The sequence below is a fragment of the Actinomadura sp. SCN-SB genome (genome assembly GCF_043906805.1).
Taxonomy (GTDB): Bacteria; Actinomycetota; Actinomycetes; order Streptosporangiales; family Streptosporangiaceae; genus Spirillospora.
On sequence record NZ_JBIMPP010000008.1, the window covers coordinates 14081 to 27209 of the forward strand.

Here is a 13129-nt window from a genome sequence, read left to right on the forward strand (position 1 = left end):
GTAGCCTCGTCTGACATGACCTCCCGCGAGGAACACGGGCGGCTGCGCACCGTGACCGGAACGATCCCCACGTCCGCCATCACCGGCGCGGTGCTTCCCCGCGAGCATCTCCACCTGGATCTGCGCTGGCCGCAGCGGCCCGCGCTGCTGGCCGACGACCCGTACCGCTGGCTGGACGAGGAGAAGCCCGTCACCCGCGAGCTGGCCGCGCTGCGCCGCGACCACGACCTGGGCCTGGTCGTCGATCTGACCTGCACCGGGATGGGCCGGCAGGCCGCCGGGCTGGCCCGGATGAGCGCCAGCGCCCGCGTCGCCGTGGTGGCCGGGACGGGGTACTTCACCGAGCCGTTCCACCCGGCGTACGTGCGCGAGTCCGACGTGGACCGGCTGGCCGAGCGGCTGCTCGCCGAGATCGGCTTCGGCCTCGACGGCACCAACGCGCTGCCCGGCGTGATCGGGGAGATCGGCACCTGGGGCGAGGCCCCCACCGAGGCCGAGGAGCGGTGCCTGCGGGCCGCCGCCCAGGCGGCGCGCTACTCGGGGCTGTCGGTCGCCACCTACGGCCGTTCCGGGCTGGCCCAGTTGGAGATCCTGACCGGGATGGGGCTGCCGCCGAACCGGGTCGCGGTGGGCCAGCAGGACCTGGTGGACGACCCCGCCGCGCACCGCAAGATCGCCGAGGCGGGGGCGTACGTGTCGTTCGGCTCGGTGGGCCTGGCCGCGGCCGACCCCGGGCGCCTGGACCGGCTGGTGCGCAACGTCCTGGAGTTCCTGGACGGCGGCCACGCCGACCGGCTCCTGCTGAGCACCGGGATCTCCCGGATGACCGACATCCCGCGCTACGGCGGCCACGGCTACGGCTACCTGTTCGACACCTTCGTGCCCGCCCTCCGCGCCGCCGGCGCCGACGAGCCGACGCTCCGCCTCGTCCTGCGCGACAACCCTCTGCGCTGGCTGACCGGCCTGGCCTAGCGGCGCCCTCGGCCTTCGGGCTCCACCCGCGATCGGTACGGCTTGAGCTGGGCAAATGAGGTCGGGCACAGGTCGCTGTAATCGAGCGTAATTGGGTAGGAGCACACGAAAGGTGTTCTGTCGCGTCCCCAGAAGGGGGTGACGCCGATGCGCTGGAACAGGACGGCGCGTGAGACCGCGCCGGACGCCGGGTCCGACCGGCCGCAGGTCCGGCTTCCCTTCACCGACCGCACGGAGGCGGGGCGGGTGCTCGCCGAGCGCCTGGTGCCGATGGGCCTGGACGGCGCGGTGGTGCTCGCGCTTCCCCGGGGCGGGGTGCCGGTCGGGTACGAGGTGGCCCGCAGGCTGTCCACGCCGGACGCGCCCGTGCCGCTGGAGGTGCTGGTGACCCGCAAGATCGGGTACCCGCCGCAGCCGGAGCTGGGCGTGGGGGCCATCGCCGAGGGCGGCGAGCCCGTCTTCGACCAGGGCCTGCTCGGCCGGCTCGGGCTGGACGAGGGCGACCTGGCGGGGACGGTGGAGGCCGAACGGGCCGAGCTGGCCCGCAGGGTCGCCGCGTACCGGGGCGACCGGCCGCTGCCCGACCTGAGCGACCGTCCCGCGATCGTGGTGGACGACGGGCTGGCCACCGGGGGCACGGCGCGGGCCGCGCTGCGGGCCGTGCGCCGGCGCCACCCGTCCCGGCTGGTCCTGGCCGTCCCGGTGGGCGCCGCCGAGACGGTCGCCACGCTGGAACGGGAGGCGGACGACGTGGTCGTGCTGGCCGCGCCCGTCTCGTTCCAGGCCGTGGGCCAGTGGTACACGCATTTCGAGCAGCTCACCGACGAGGACGTCATCGCGTGGCTGGAGCGCGACGCCGCCGCGCGGGCGAATTCGCGGAAATAGCCCGCACGGCGGCGCCGGATGCGGTATTGCGCGAGAACTTTCCCGCGCCATTCATGAACGGCGCCGTGACAGAGGTGTGACGGAGCTGTGATGAACGGTGCCGAAAAACCCGCGCTGAAACAACGCGAACGGCCCCGCCGGGCGGGGCCGTGACGTTTCTTCCGGTGGCGTGCCGGGGGAGGATCCCGGTCGGTCAGGCGGCGTTCGCGCGCCGCATGCGGCGGCGACGCTCGGAGGCGCGCTCGTCCTCGTTAAGGCCGCCCCACGTGCCGTACTTCTCGGGCCGGGACACGGCGTAGTCCAGGCACTCCGAGCGGACGGGGCAGCCCATGCAGATCTGCTTGGCCTTGCGCTCTCGAATCTCGCGCTCGGGCTGGCGCTCGCCGTCGGGGCCGAAGAAGAGCACGAGGTCTTCCCCCCGGCACGCCGCGGCGTCCTGCCAGCCCCAGCTGGGACGAGGGAGGTTTGCCTGCCGACGTACCTGAGCCATGGAACACCCACCTTGGTTGGTTTGCTGAGCAAATTACGGACATGGACGCCCGACGAGCTTCAAAGACATGTGTCAGAAGCGCCGAAAGGTCCAACGTCTGGAGTTGCCGCTCTGTTCCCCTCCGCCCGGTTCACCGGGGACCTGAGGAGCCTGTGCGGCAGTGGAGACCCGCGAATGGGGCCTTGGAGAGATTACACGAGGGCCGCTTCGTTGAGAAGGGTGATGTCCCTAACAAAGTAGGTTCGGAGGTTCTCGTGGCACTCCGGGCCGCATGGATCGGCCGCCCGCGCGCTCTCAAAGATCACCCGGTAACGGTTCCGGTTCGCCCGGACCACCGCCTCGTAAGGTGATCTTCCGGTGAGGGATTCCACGGTCACCGCGCCGATCTCGAACACCCGCGAATGGTCCCGCACGAAGTGCTCGGCGGCCTGCGCCGGCTCGGGCAGACCCGCCCTTCCGCGCAGCCGTACCGTGCTGACCTGGCCTTTCAGATATGCCTTCGCGGCGGCCGTGGCCTCCTGGGGGCCGAGGTCGCCGTAGTAGATCGCATGAGGAAGGCAGACAAGGTTCGCGGCGTAGCGGTCACCGCCGACATGCGTCGTTTCCCAGACAAATGGGTCAAAACTTCCGGCGAGATGCCGTGCCAGGGGCGCGCCCGTCCGGGCGCAGCAGGCGTTGCGCCGCCCGTGCGTGCAGACCAGGAACACGGGATCGTGGACCGGCTCCCCGAAACCGAGGCGCTCACCGGCGGCGAGGGCCTGAAGGTCCAGCTCCGCCAGTTCTCCGGGATCGGCCAGCTCCCGGCCCTCAAGCCAGACGTCGTCCCCACCCGAGTGGCCCACGTACACCTGGACGGGCGGGGTGCGCCGCCGCCGGCGCGGCCTGCGGATGAGCTGGGGGCGGACGCCGGCCTCCTGGGCGGCCCGCACGGCGTCGCCGACCGGGCCCGCGGGCAGGTGCTCGACGCGCTCGGGCCAGGGCCCGGGATGCTCGATCAGCAGCCAGCTCCGCGTCTTCGGTGTCGCGCTGGCCAGGCACGGCCGGGTGCCCGTATGGCTCCCCGGGCAGTGCTCGCACCCGTTCACGCGCGTCACGACGCGGCCCCCCAGACGATCATTAAATGTAGGTTAGGTTAACCTAATCAAGATCCTCGAGCTCAGGCCATGTGACTCGCGTCACACTTCTATCGTTGTGCCACTCCGGTCTGCTGACCCTCCTGGCGCAACGCGGCCTCGGCTGCCGGGGCGGCGGCGTCCCTGTCGGCCTTCACCAAGCCGATCCGGGTGCGCCGGTCGAGCAGGTCGGCCACGTCGAGCGCCCCCTCGTGCCGTACCGCCCAATCCAGTTCCACGCCCAGCACGGGCGACCCCGGCGCCACCGGTTCGAGCCCGTGCCCGAGGTCACGTGCCAGCGCGACCAGCAGCGGCGCCTCCGTCCCGTACCGGCGGACCAGCCGGGGTGGCGCGTCGAGCGCGGACAGCTCGCGCGGCGGCGCGGCCCCCACGAGCGGGATCCGCGCGGTCCTGCTCCGCCGCCCGGCCGCCTCTGGCAGGGCCCGGACGGCCGCGTCCACCGCGTCCTCGGCCATCCGCCGGTACGTGGTGAGCTTGCCCCCGAGGATCGTGATCACCCCGTCGGGCGAGGTCAGCACCTGGTGCCGCCGCGAGATGTCCGCGGTCGCCCCCTCCCCGTCGTCGAGGAGGGGACGCAGACCCGCGTAGGCCCCGGCGACCTCGTCCCTGTGAACGGGGAGGTCCAGGACCGAGTCCAGGACGTCCAGCAGGAACCCGATCTCGGCCTCGGTGGGCTCGGGCACGTCGGGGATCGGGCCATCGGCGGCCTCGTCCGTCAGGCCCACGTACACCCGCCCGTCGCCCTGCGGCAGCACCAGGACGTACCGAGCCCGCGAACCCGGCACCGGAACCTGCACGCCCGCCGTCAGACCCCGCAGGCTCTCCGCGCGCAGCACCAGATGGGTGCCGCGCGAAGGGCGCAGCCGTAGCCCGTCCACCAGCCCCCCGGCCCACACCCCGGCCGCGTTGATCACCGAACGGGCCCGGACGCTGAGGGTCCGTCCCGTGATCTCGTCGCGCAGCAGGGCGCCGTCGCCGGAAACGGTCAGCGCGCGGCACCGGGTGAGGATCCGGGCGCCGTGCGCGGCGGCGGTCCGGGCGATCGCGGTGACCAGCCGGGCGTCGTCGGCGAGCTGCCCGTCCCAGGACAGCAGGCCGCCGCGCAGCCCGTACGGGCGCAGCACGGGCGCCAGCCGCAGCGTCTCCACCGTGGACAGCCGCCGCGGGCGCGGCAGCGTCCCGCGCCGCGTGCCCGCGGCCCGCCGCAGCACGTCCCCGGCGGCCAGCCCGCCACGGGTGATCGCCGCGTCCCGCCGCGACACCAGCGAGGTCAGCGGCAGCACGAACGGCAGGGCGCGCACCAGGTGCGGTGCCGTGCGCTCCATCAGGATCCCGCGTTCCACGGCGCTCTCGTACGCCACGTCCACCTGCCCGGACGCCAGGTAACGCAGCCCGCCGTGGATCAGCTTGGAGCTCCAACGGGACGTCCCGAACGCCAGGTCGTGCGCGTCGACCGCGGCGACGCTCAACCCCCGGGACGCCGCGTCGAGCGCCACACCTGCCCCGGTCGCGCCGAGCCCGACGACCAGGACGTCCACCACCTCGCCCGGCAGCGCCTCCAACTCCCGCGCCCGCCGCCCCGCGTTCAACGACGACCGCTCAGGCCCGCTCACAGCACCAACCACCCAACCGAAAACCCCCCAAACGAGGAGCGCAGCTCGCGCCCGCCATAAAGACCCCTTTCAACCACCCCAGCCCCCAACCCCAGCCCCGAACGGCGGCCAAGCGCTGCGATCGCGTCCGAAGGCAGGTCCGAGCTTGCGAGGACCTGATCGCGGAGCGAGCCCCTGGGCGAGTCGGAGCGATGCAGCGATCGCCGCAGGCACGACAAGCGACGAGCCGCCAGGCGAGGAGCACAGCTCGTGCTTGCAATAAACGACGAGCACAGCTCATGGCGCCAGGGTCCTTTCCAGGATGTGTTCGAGTTCCCTGTCGAAGGCGGCGTTGTCCAGGTCGGGGTCGGTGTCGTCGGTCATGGTGGGGGCCGACAGCGTGAACGACTGGACGATGAGGAGGAGGGCGCGGGCCTGCCGGCGGGGGTCGTCGCGGCGGATGGAGCCGTCGGCGTGGCCGTCGCGCAGGTCCGATTCGATCATTTCGAGGAGGGCGAGCTGGCTGGTGCCGCAGCGGTCGAGCATGTAGGGGAGCAGCAGCTCCGGATCCACCTCGATGATCTTGCGGAGCAGGGGGTGGGTGCGGAGCGCGGCGACCCCGTTGACCAGGCCCCTGACGAGCCGGGGCCGGGTGGGGCCGGTGGCGGGGGGCCGTGCGGCCTGGGCGGTGGCCAGCCATTCGCGGGTCATGAGGTCGCCCACGAGGGTGCGGACGTCGGGCCAGCGCCGGTACAGCGTCATCCGGGAGACTCCGGCGCGCCTGGCGACGTCGGTCAGCGTGGTGCGGCGTACGCCGACGGCGAGGACGCAGTCGCGTGCGGCGTCCAGGACCGCGTCGTCGGGTCTCCTATTGTGACGTTCTGACGCCATGTGTCACAGTGTAAGCCATGGACGTTCCCCGGGACATGCTCTGGAGCGGCTGGGGCGACCCGGCCCGTGCCACGCCCCTGCCGGATTCCGTGGTGAAGCTGCTGCGCGACCTGCTGGGAGTGCCCGCCGGCGATGTCCCGCCGGTGGCCCTGGACGAGATCGCGCCGCCCGAGTCCCGCCTTCCCGCGGACTGTGTCGAGGCCCTCGCCGGCGCGGTCGGCGGCGCGGAGCATGTGCGCGTGGACGCGGAGTCGCGGATCCGGCATACCCGGGGCAGGTCGACGCCCGATCTGCTGCGCATCCGGTCCGGCGAGGTCTCCGACGCGCCGGACGCGGTGGTCCTTCCCGGCACGCATGACGAGGTCCTGGCCGTGCTCAAGGTGTGCGCGGAGCGTGGCGTGGCGGTCGTGCCGTTCGGCGGCGGAACGTCGGTCGTCGGCGGGCTCGCCCCACGGGCCGCGGGCGCGTTCATCGCCCTCGACCTGCGCCGGATGGACGCGCTGGTCTCGCTCGACCCGGTGTCCCGGACCGCCGTCCTGGAGCCCGGCTTGCGCGCGCCTCAGGCGGAGGCGCTGCTGCGCGAACGCGGGTTCACGCTGGGGCATTTCCCCCAGTCGTACGAGTGGGCCACCATCGGCGGGTTCGCGGCGGCGCGGTCGAGCGGCCAGGCGTCGGCGGGGTACGGGCGCTTCGACGACATGGTCACCGGGCTCACGGCAGCGACCCCCGAGGGCACCCTCGACCTGGGCCGCGCGCCCCGTTCGGCCGCAGGGCCCGATCTGCGGCAGCTCGTCCTGGGCTCGGAGGGCGCGTTCGGCGTGATCACCTCGGTGACGGTACGGGTGCGTCCCGTCCCCGAGGCCACGGCGTACGAGGGGTGGCGCTTCCCGTCGTTCGCGGCGGGCGCCGCCGCGCTGCGCCGGCTCGCCCAGGACGGCCCGCTCCCGGTGGTGGCGCGGCTGTCGGACGAGACCGAGACGGCCATCGGGCTGGCCGATCCGTCGGCGGTCGGCACGTCGTCCGGGTCCGCCGGCTGCCTGGCGATCCTCGGGTACGAGGGGACGCCCGACGAGATCGCCCGGCGACGTGCGGCCGTCCGTGCCGTCCTGTCCGGGCTGGGCGGCGAGCCGCTGGGCTCCGAGCCCGGAGAGAAATGGGAGCACGGCCGTTTCAACGCCCCGTACCTGCGCGACGCGCTGCTCGACGTGGGCGCCTTCGCCGAGACGCTGGAGACCGCGACGTACTGGTCGCGCGTCCCGGACCTGTACGCGGCCGTACGGGAGGCGCTGATCCGCGTCCTGTCGGGCGCGGGCACGCCACCACTGGTGATGTGCCACATCTCGCACGTCTACGCGGCGGGTGCCTCGCTGTACTTCACGGTGGTCTCCGCGCAAGGCGGCGGCGAAGGCGGGAACGCCGCCAAGGCCGTGAAGCATTGGGAGAAGGCCAAGCACGCGGCCAACGACGCGATCCTCGCGGCGGGCGGTACGATCACCCATCACCATGGGGTCGGCACCGATCACCGCGACTGGTACGCCCGTGAGATCGGGCCTCTGGGCGTGGAGATCGTGCGGGCGGTCAAGCGCCGGGTCGACCCGTCCGGCATCCTGAACCCGGGTGTGCTCATCCCCTGACTGCTCCCTAGGTCCGCGTTCACGATCTGCCCCCCGAGGAGCGGCCGCGATGGCAGAACAGACACGACACCCCCGCGCGTTCACCGCGATCGTCAATCCCGCCGCCGGCGGGTCGGCGGGCGCCGGCACCCTGGTCTCGCTCGCGCGCGAGTTACGCCAGGCGGGCGCCGAGGTCCTGGTGGAGTACAGCCGCGGCCTGGGGCACGCCGCCACCCTGGCGCGGGCGGCGGCGAAGCGTGGCGACGTGGTGCTGGGCGTGGGCGGCGACGGCATGGTCGGCTGCGTCGGCGGCGCCCTGGCGGGGACCGAGGCGCCGTTCGGCATCGTCCCGTCCGGGCGCGGCAACGACTTCGCGCGGCAGCTGGGCATCCCGTCCGCCCCGTCCGAGCTGGCCGCGTTGCTGCTGGAGGGCGAGCCGCGCGCCGTGGACGTCATCGAGGCCAACGGCACCCCCGTCCTGGGCAGCGTGTACGCGGGGGTGGACGCCGTGGCCAACGACAACGCCAACAAGACGCGGCTGCTGCGCGGCTCGGCGGCCTACTACGTCGGCGCGCTGCGCGCCGTGCTCGGCTGGCGTCCCGCTGACTACCGGATCACGGTGGACGGCGAGGTCATGGAACGGCGCGGGTACACGGTGGTCGCCGCCAACTCCGGCTTCTACGGTTTCGGCCGTCACATCGCCCCGGACGCGGCGGTGGACGACGGGCTGCTCGACGTCGTCATCATCAAGCACGCCTCGCGGACGCTGTTCTTCGCCGTGATGCGGGAGCTGGAGGACGGGTCGCACGTCCGCCGCCCGCAGGTGGAGGTGGTGCGCGGCCGCGAGGTGCGGATCGAGCTGGCGACGCCAGGCAGGGCCCTGCCGTACGGGGCCGACGGGGAGCTTCCGGGCACGCTCCCGGTGACCGCGCGCGTCATGCCGGGGGCGCTGCGCGTGCTCGCGCCGCCGGCGGACGGGCAGGAGGGGCCCAGTCTTTGACCGTGCGGGGACCGGGGTTGACTCCGGCATTACGGACATCCGTATAACGTGGATGACGTCCCGCCATTAGGGACCTACGGGACGTCTGTGCCGGCATCATGAGAAGGCGACAGCTCGCCGTTCTGGGGGGACTCATGATGCGCACAGACGCCCTGGACGTGAGGGCGCCGGTGTCCACGGGGGGTTGACACCGGCGCCCGTCATGTCCGGGTCACTTCCCTTCGCGCCCCGAAGCCCTCCTTTCGTTCCCCTCAACGCGAATGTGGCTTCCGGAACCGTTACGTGGGCGAGCGAGGCGGACGGCACAATATGTGGTCGTCCCGACCCGCTTCCCCCCGGAGGTTGCTCGTGCGCGCCGAGGACGCCGTGGCATCGGAAACCACGCCCGACAGGCCGGAGAACTCACGCGACTCCGAGGCGGGGGCGGGCTGGACCTGCGCGAAGAGGGGCAGCTTCTACGACCTGATGCCCGAACGCGTGTCGGCGTTCTCCTGGCGGCGTCCCCTGGTGCTGTGGCGTTCCCGCAACGACGTCATCGCCAGGCTCTTCGGCGATCCGTCCAACGGGATCCGCCGCCGCTGCGTATCCGCGCTGACCGACCGGGGCACCCGCGCTGGATTCACCATGCATCGCTCGGACGAGGAGTTCTCGTTCCTGCTCCTCGGTGACACGGGGGAAGGCGACCAGTCGCAGTACGCGGTGGTGCCGGCCGCCCTGAGCGTGGGCTCGGACACCGACTTCATGGTCATCGCCAGCGACGTGATCTACCCGTGCGGCGAGGCGGCCGACTACCCGGACAAGTTCTTCCGCCCGTACCAGGGCTACCCCGGCCCCATCTACGCCGTGCCGGGCAACCACGACTGGTACGACGGGCTGCGCGCGTTCCTGCGCGTGTTCTGCGACCTCGACCTGGACTGCTCACCGGAGCCGTGGACGGGACCGCTCCGCTTCGTGCCCCGGCTGCTGTGGCGCCGCTCCGGTGAGGTGGACGGCGAGGCCCTGGACGCGGCGCGCGACCGGTTCCGGGGCACGTCGAGGCAACGCTCCTTCCAGCCGGGCCCGTACTGGGCCATCGACACCCCCGCTCTGCGGATCGTGGGCATCGACACCGGCATCACCGGCGGCATTGACCGGGACCAGGGCGCCTGGCTGCGCGAGGTGTCGGCGGGCCCCAAGCCGAAGCTGCTCATCACCGGCAAGCCGTTGTACGTGGACGACGGCCTCCGGCCCGGCCCGATCGAGGGCGGCGGCACGGTCGACGCGATCGTCAAGGACCCGGCGCACAACTACGTCGCGGCGATCGGCGGCGACATCCACAACTACCAGCGCTACCCCGTGCGGCTGGACGACGCGGACGGCGCCGATCCCTCGAAGCGGCGCACCGTTCAGTACGTGGTGTCGGGTGGCGGCGGCGCGTTCATGCACGCCACCCACACCATTCCCAGGACGCGCGTGACGGACGAGAGCGAGTTCCGCTGCTACCCGCTGCGCGGCGACTCGCTGTCGCGCTACAGCAAGCTGTACGGGCGGGTGTTCAGGCTGCCCAAGCTGTTCGAGCTCACGCCGGAGGAGGCGACCGCGGCCATCCGGTACCGGCTCGGCATCCGACCCGGACGCGGCTACGGCGGGAACCCATCCCCGTCCTCGAACGCCAAAGGCATGAACGAGCGGCGCGGAAGCGCGCCGGGCCAAGGCGGCGTGCCGTCGTGGCGGGTGCGGTTCGTCGCCTCGCTGCTGGGCGTGCCGCGCGGGGAGAGGCGCCGTCCCGGGATGTCACGGCTGCCGGTGCGCAAGGTGCGGCAGCGGTTCCGCTCGGAGATGGCCGACTGGGACCGGCCGCCCTTCTTCAAGAACTTCCTGCGCCTGGACGTCAGTCCGGACGCGCTGCGCATCCGCTGCTACGCCGTGACCGGCTGCGGCGACCAGGAGCTCGACCCGCCGTGCGAGGACGAGGTCAGCATCCCGCTGCGCTAGGCGTCCATGTTGGGCGATTGTTCAAAATCGCCGGACATATCAAGCCGATCCAGGACAGTGGTGCCGCGCTCCCGTACAGTGCTGATACTCAGTCAGGGCTTCACATCACTCGCCGCCGGTCCGGGGGACCGCCATGGTCCGCGGCGAGCATACGGGAGAGAACAACAGCATGAGCTACCCCCAACAGGGCCAGGGTCATCAGCAGTACCAGCAGGCCGGTCACGCGCCCGTCCCAGCGCAGCAGCACGCCCCCGCCGTGGCGACCGGATACAACATGAAGCGCCGCAACCCGCTCGGGGTCTGGCTCGGCCTGCCGATCATCACGTTCGGCATCTACGGGCTCGTGTGGTTCTACAAGGTGCACGCGGAGCTGTTCGCCTACGACCGCCGTACCGGCGACGCCGCCACCAACGCGCTGCTGTCGCTGATCTTCGGGTTCATCACGCTGGGCATCTGGCCGCTGGTCATGTACGTCAAGCTCGCCGGGCGGATCGCGCAGGCGCAGCGCGCCGCGGGCCTCCAGCCCACGTGCAGCGGCGGTATCGGCTTCCTGCTGGGCCTCATCGGCTTCGGGGTGCTCTACTACCAGCTCCAGCTGAACAAGGTCGTCGACCGCTACGGCGACATCCAGCCCGGCCAGCCGGTGTCGCTGGCGGCCTGATCCGCTTCCGTCGCCGCGCCGCTCCCTCCGCCCGGCGGGGGGAGCGGCGCCGTTTCGTGAGGACCCGTCCGCCCCGGCCGTTCTGTCAGTGCCCCGGGTCAGAATGGCCCGGTGAGGATCGCGGTGGCCGCCGGGCGGGACGGCGGCGGAGCGCTGCGGCGTCTCGACGACCGCGGGGCGCCCGCCGGTCCCGTCGAGACCGTCGCCGACCTGGTCGCCGCGATCGCCGACCGCGAGCGCGCCGACGCGCCGCGCTGGGTGTGGCCGTCCACCGCGCGCCTCTACCCCGCGCTCCTCGACGCCGGTGTACGGGTCGCGCGCTGCCACGACCTTGAGCTCGTCGAGGGCCTGCTGCTGGGGCACGCGGGCCGGCATGGCGAGCCCCGCTCCGTGCGGGCCGCGTGGGCGCGTCTGCACGGGCTTCCCGTTCCCGCCGACCCACCGCCGCCCCGGGAGGCACAGCCCCAGGGTCTCCTGTTCGACGATGTCGCCGATGACGTCACCGAGGGGCCGGGGGCGCGCGCCGGTGACCGTACCGCGCACGCCGGGGACGACGAGCTGGAGCAGGTCGTCGCCGTCCACGCCGAGCAGCGGCGGCGGATGGCGGAGCTGCCCGGGTTCGCGCTGCTCGCGGCGGCCGAGTCGGCGGGCGCGCTGGTCGCGGCGGAGCTGAGCCACGACGGCCTGCCCTGGTCGGCGGAGCGGCACGACGCCGTGCTCACCGAGCTGCTGGGGCCGCGGCCGACCGGCGGCATGCGGCCGCGCAGGCTCCAGGCGCTCGCCGACCGGATCAGCGAGGCGTTCGGGTTGCGGACGCCGGTCAACCCGGATTCCCCGGCGCAGATCCTCAAGGCGTTCGCCTCGGTCGGGCTGCCGGTCACCTCCACCCGCGCGCATGTGCTGAAAAGGATCGACCACCCGGCCGTGCCGTTGCTCCTGGAGTACAAGGAGCTGTCGCGGCTGCACACGGCGCACGGCTGGTCGTGGCTGGACACGTGGGTCAGCGGCGGACGGTTCCGTCCCGAGTACGTGGTCGGCGGGGTGGTGTCGGGCCGGTGGGCCACCAGCGGCGGCGGCGCGCTGCAGATCCCGCGCGTGCTGCGCAAGGCCGCGGTCGCCGACCCCGGCTGGTCGCTGGTGGTGGCCGACGCCGCCCAGCTTGAGCCGCGGGTGCTGGCCGCGCTGGCGGGCGACCGCGCGTTCGCGGCGGCCGCCGCCCAGGGCGACCTGTACGAGGCGCTGTCGGAGGCGTTCCGCGGCACGGCGACGGGCGAGCGCAGCGCGCGCGACCAGGCGAAGATCGCGCTGCTGTCCGCGATGTACGGGGGCGGCACGGGCGAGGCCGTGCGGTTGCTGGCCGTGCTCAGGAGCCGGTTTCCGCAGGCGTTCGACTACGTCGAGGCGGCGGCCCGCGCGGGCGAGCGCGGTGACCTCGTACGGTCGCGGCTGGGCCGCACCTGCCCGCCGCCCTCGGACGGCTGGCGCCGCCTCACCACGGCGGGGGACGGTGACGGCGACACGCCGTCACCGGAGGACGACCGCTCCCACACCGTCACCGCGGCGCAGGCGCTGCGCAGCAGGGGACGCTTCACCCGCAACTTCGTCGTGCAGGCCACGGCGGCGGAATGGGCGCTGATCCTGCTGGCCACGTTGCGGCGCAGGCTGGCCGAGCTGGGACCGCCCCGCCTGGTCTTCTTCCAGCACGACGAGGTCATCGTGCACACCCCGGACGGGCTCGCCGAGGACGTCGCCGCCGCCGTGCACGCGTCCGCCGAAGAGGCGGGAAGGTTGCTGTTCGGCCGCACTCCCGTCGTGTTCCCCATGGGGATCGCGATCGTCGGCTCCTACGCCGACGCCAAATGACGGGGCGGGAAAGCATGCCGGCCGGCGTCGGCGGGGGACGCGCCGGCCGGCATGC

The 13129-nt window shown here is 73.0% G+C and carries 11 protein-coding genes; 7 read left to right on the forward strand and 4 right to left on the reverse strand.

What is annotated here, in order from left to right; genetic code table 11:
* Positions 1–15 precede the first annotated feature (15 nt).
* Together ACGWYJ_RS07235 and ACGWYJ_RS07240 are read left to right on the forward strand one after the other, a co-directional pair.
* Positions 16–972 (forward strand): phosphotriesterase, encoded by a 957-nt coding sequence (locus tag ACGWYJ_RS07235; protein ID WP_395104851.1) that lies wholly within the window; start codon positions 16–18, stop codon positions 970–972.
* Positions 973–1119: 147 nt separating this feature from the next.
* On the forward strand, positions 1120–1857 hold the full coding sequence (locus ACGWYJ_RS07240; RefSeq protein WP_395104853.1) for a phosphoribosyltransferase: 738 nt from the start codon (positions 1120–1122) through the stop codon (positions 1855–1857).
* Positions 1858–2050: 193 nt separating this feature from the next.
* Here ACGWYJ_RS07240 and ACGWYJ_RS07245 read toward each other — a convergent pair whose 3' ends face one another.
* The 4 genes from ACGWYJ_RS07245 to ACGWYJ_RS07260 all read right to left on the reverse strand — a co-directional run bounded on the left by ACGWYJ_RS07245 (position 2051) and on the right by ACGWYJ_RS07260 (position 5963).
* Positions 2051–2347, reverse strand: a complete 297-nt coding sequence (locus ACGWYJ_RS07245; protein WP_081640018.1) for a WhiB family transcriptional regulator — start codon at positions 2345–2347, stop codon at positions 2051–2053.
* Positions 2348–2538: 191 nt separating this feature from the next.
* Positions 2539–3441, reverse strand: coding sequence for a sucrase ferredoxin (locus ACGWYJ_RS07250; RefSeq protein ID WP_395104855.1), 903 nt, complete (start codon positions 3439–3441; stop codon positions 2539–2541).
* Between the two features lie 89 nt (positions 3442–3530).
* Positions 3531–5093, reverse strand: a complete 1563-nt coding sequence (locus ACGWYJ_RS07255; protein WP_395104857.1) for a glycerol-3-phosphate dehydrogenase/oxidase — start codon at positions 5091–5093, stop codon at positions 3531–3533.
* Positions 5094–5369: 276 nt separating this feature from the next.
* Positions 5370–5963, reverse strand: coding sequence for a TetR/AcrR family transcriptional regulator (locus ACGWYJ_RS07260; RefSeq protein WP_395104859.1), 594 nt, complete (start codon positions 5961–5963; stop codon positions 5370–5372).
* A 17-nt stretch (positions 5964–5980) separates the two neighbouring features.
* On the opposite strand from ACGWYJ_RS07260, the gene ACGWYJ_RS07265 reads away from it, so the two are divergent.
* From ACGWYJ_RS07265 to ACGWYJ_RS07285, 5 genes are all read left to right on the forward strand, one after another.
* The gene (locus ACGWYJ_RS07265) at positions 5981–7597 is read left to right on the forward strand and encodes an FAD-binding oxidoreductase (protein WP_395104861.1); all 1617 of its coding nucleotides are present in this window, start codon (positions 5981–5983) and stop codon (positions 7595–7597) included.
* 49 nt (positions 7598–7646) lie between these two features.
* Entirely contained in the window at positions 7647–8576 is a 930-nt protein-coding gene (locus tag ACGWYJ_RS07270) for a diacylglycerol/lipid kinase family protein (protein ID WP_395104863.1), read from the forward strand.
* 366 nt (positions 8577–8942) lie between these two features.
* Positions 8943–10550 carry a metallophosphoesterase family protein gene (locus ACGWYJ_RS07275; protein ID WP_395104865.1) on the forward strand — a complete coding sequence of 536 codons (1608 nt, stop codon included), beginning with the start codon at positions 8943–8945 and terminating at the stop codon, positions 10548–10550.
* Positions 10551–10719: 169 nt separating this feature from the next.
* Positions 10720–11211, forward strand: a complete 492-nt coding sequence (locus ACGWYJ_RS07280) for a DUF4234 domain-containing protein (protein ID WP_395104867.1) — start codon at positions 10720–10722, stop codon at positions 11209–11211.
* Between the two features lie 111 nt (positions 11212–11322).
* The gene (locus tag ACGWYJ_RS07285; protein WP_395104868.1) at positions 11323–13074 is read left to right on the forward strand and encodes a bifunctional 3'-5' exonuclease/DNA polymerase; all 1752 of its coding nucleotides are present in this window, start codon (positions 11323–11325) and stop codon (positions 13072–13074) included.
* Positions 13075–13129 lie beyond the last annotated feature (55 nt).

Coding starts and splice junctions, on each gene's coding strand:
- ACGWYJ_RS07235 (WP_395104851.1), top strand. CDS start 16: ATGACCTCCCGCGAGGAACACGGGCGGCTGCGCACCGTGACCGGAACG.
- ACGWYJ_RS07265 (WP_395104861.1), top strand. CDS start 5,981: ATGGACGTTCCCCGGGACATGCTCTGGAGCGGCTGGGGCGACCCGGCC.
- ACGWYJ_RS07245 (WP_081640018.1), bottom strand. CDS start 2,347: ATGGCTCAGGTACGTCGGCAGGCAAACCTCCCTCGTCCCAGCTGGGGC.
- ACGWYJ_RS07260 (WP_395104859.1), bottom strand. CDS start 5,963: ATGGCGTCAGAACGTCACAATAGGAGACCCGACGACGCGGTCCTGGAC.
- ACGWYJ_RS07270 (WP_395104863.1), top strand. CDS start 7,647: ATGGCAGAACAGACACGACACCCCCGCGCGTTCACCGCGATCGTCAAT.
- ACGWYJ_RS07240 (WP_395104853.1), top strand. CDS start 1,120: ATGCGCTGGAACAGGACGGCGCGTGAGACCGCGCCGGACGCCGGGTCC.
- ACGWYJ_RS07280 (WP_395104867.1), top strand. CDS start 10,720: ATGAGCTACCCCCAACAGGGCCAGGGTCATCAGCAGTACCAGCAGGCC.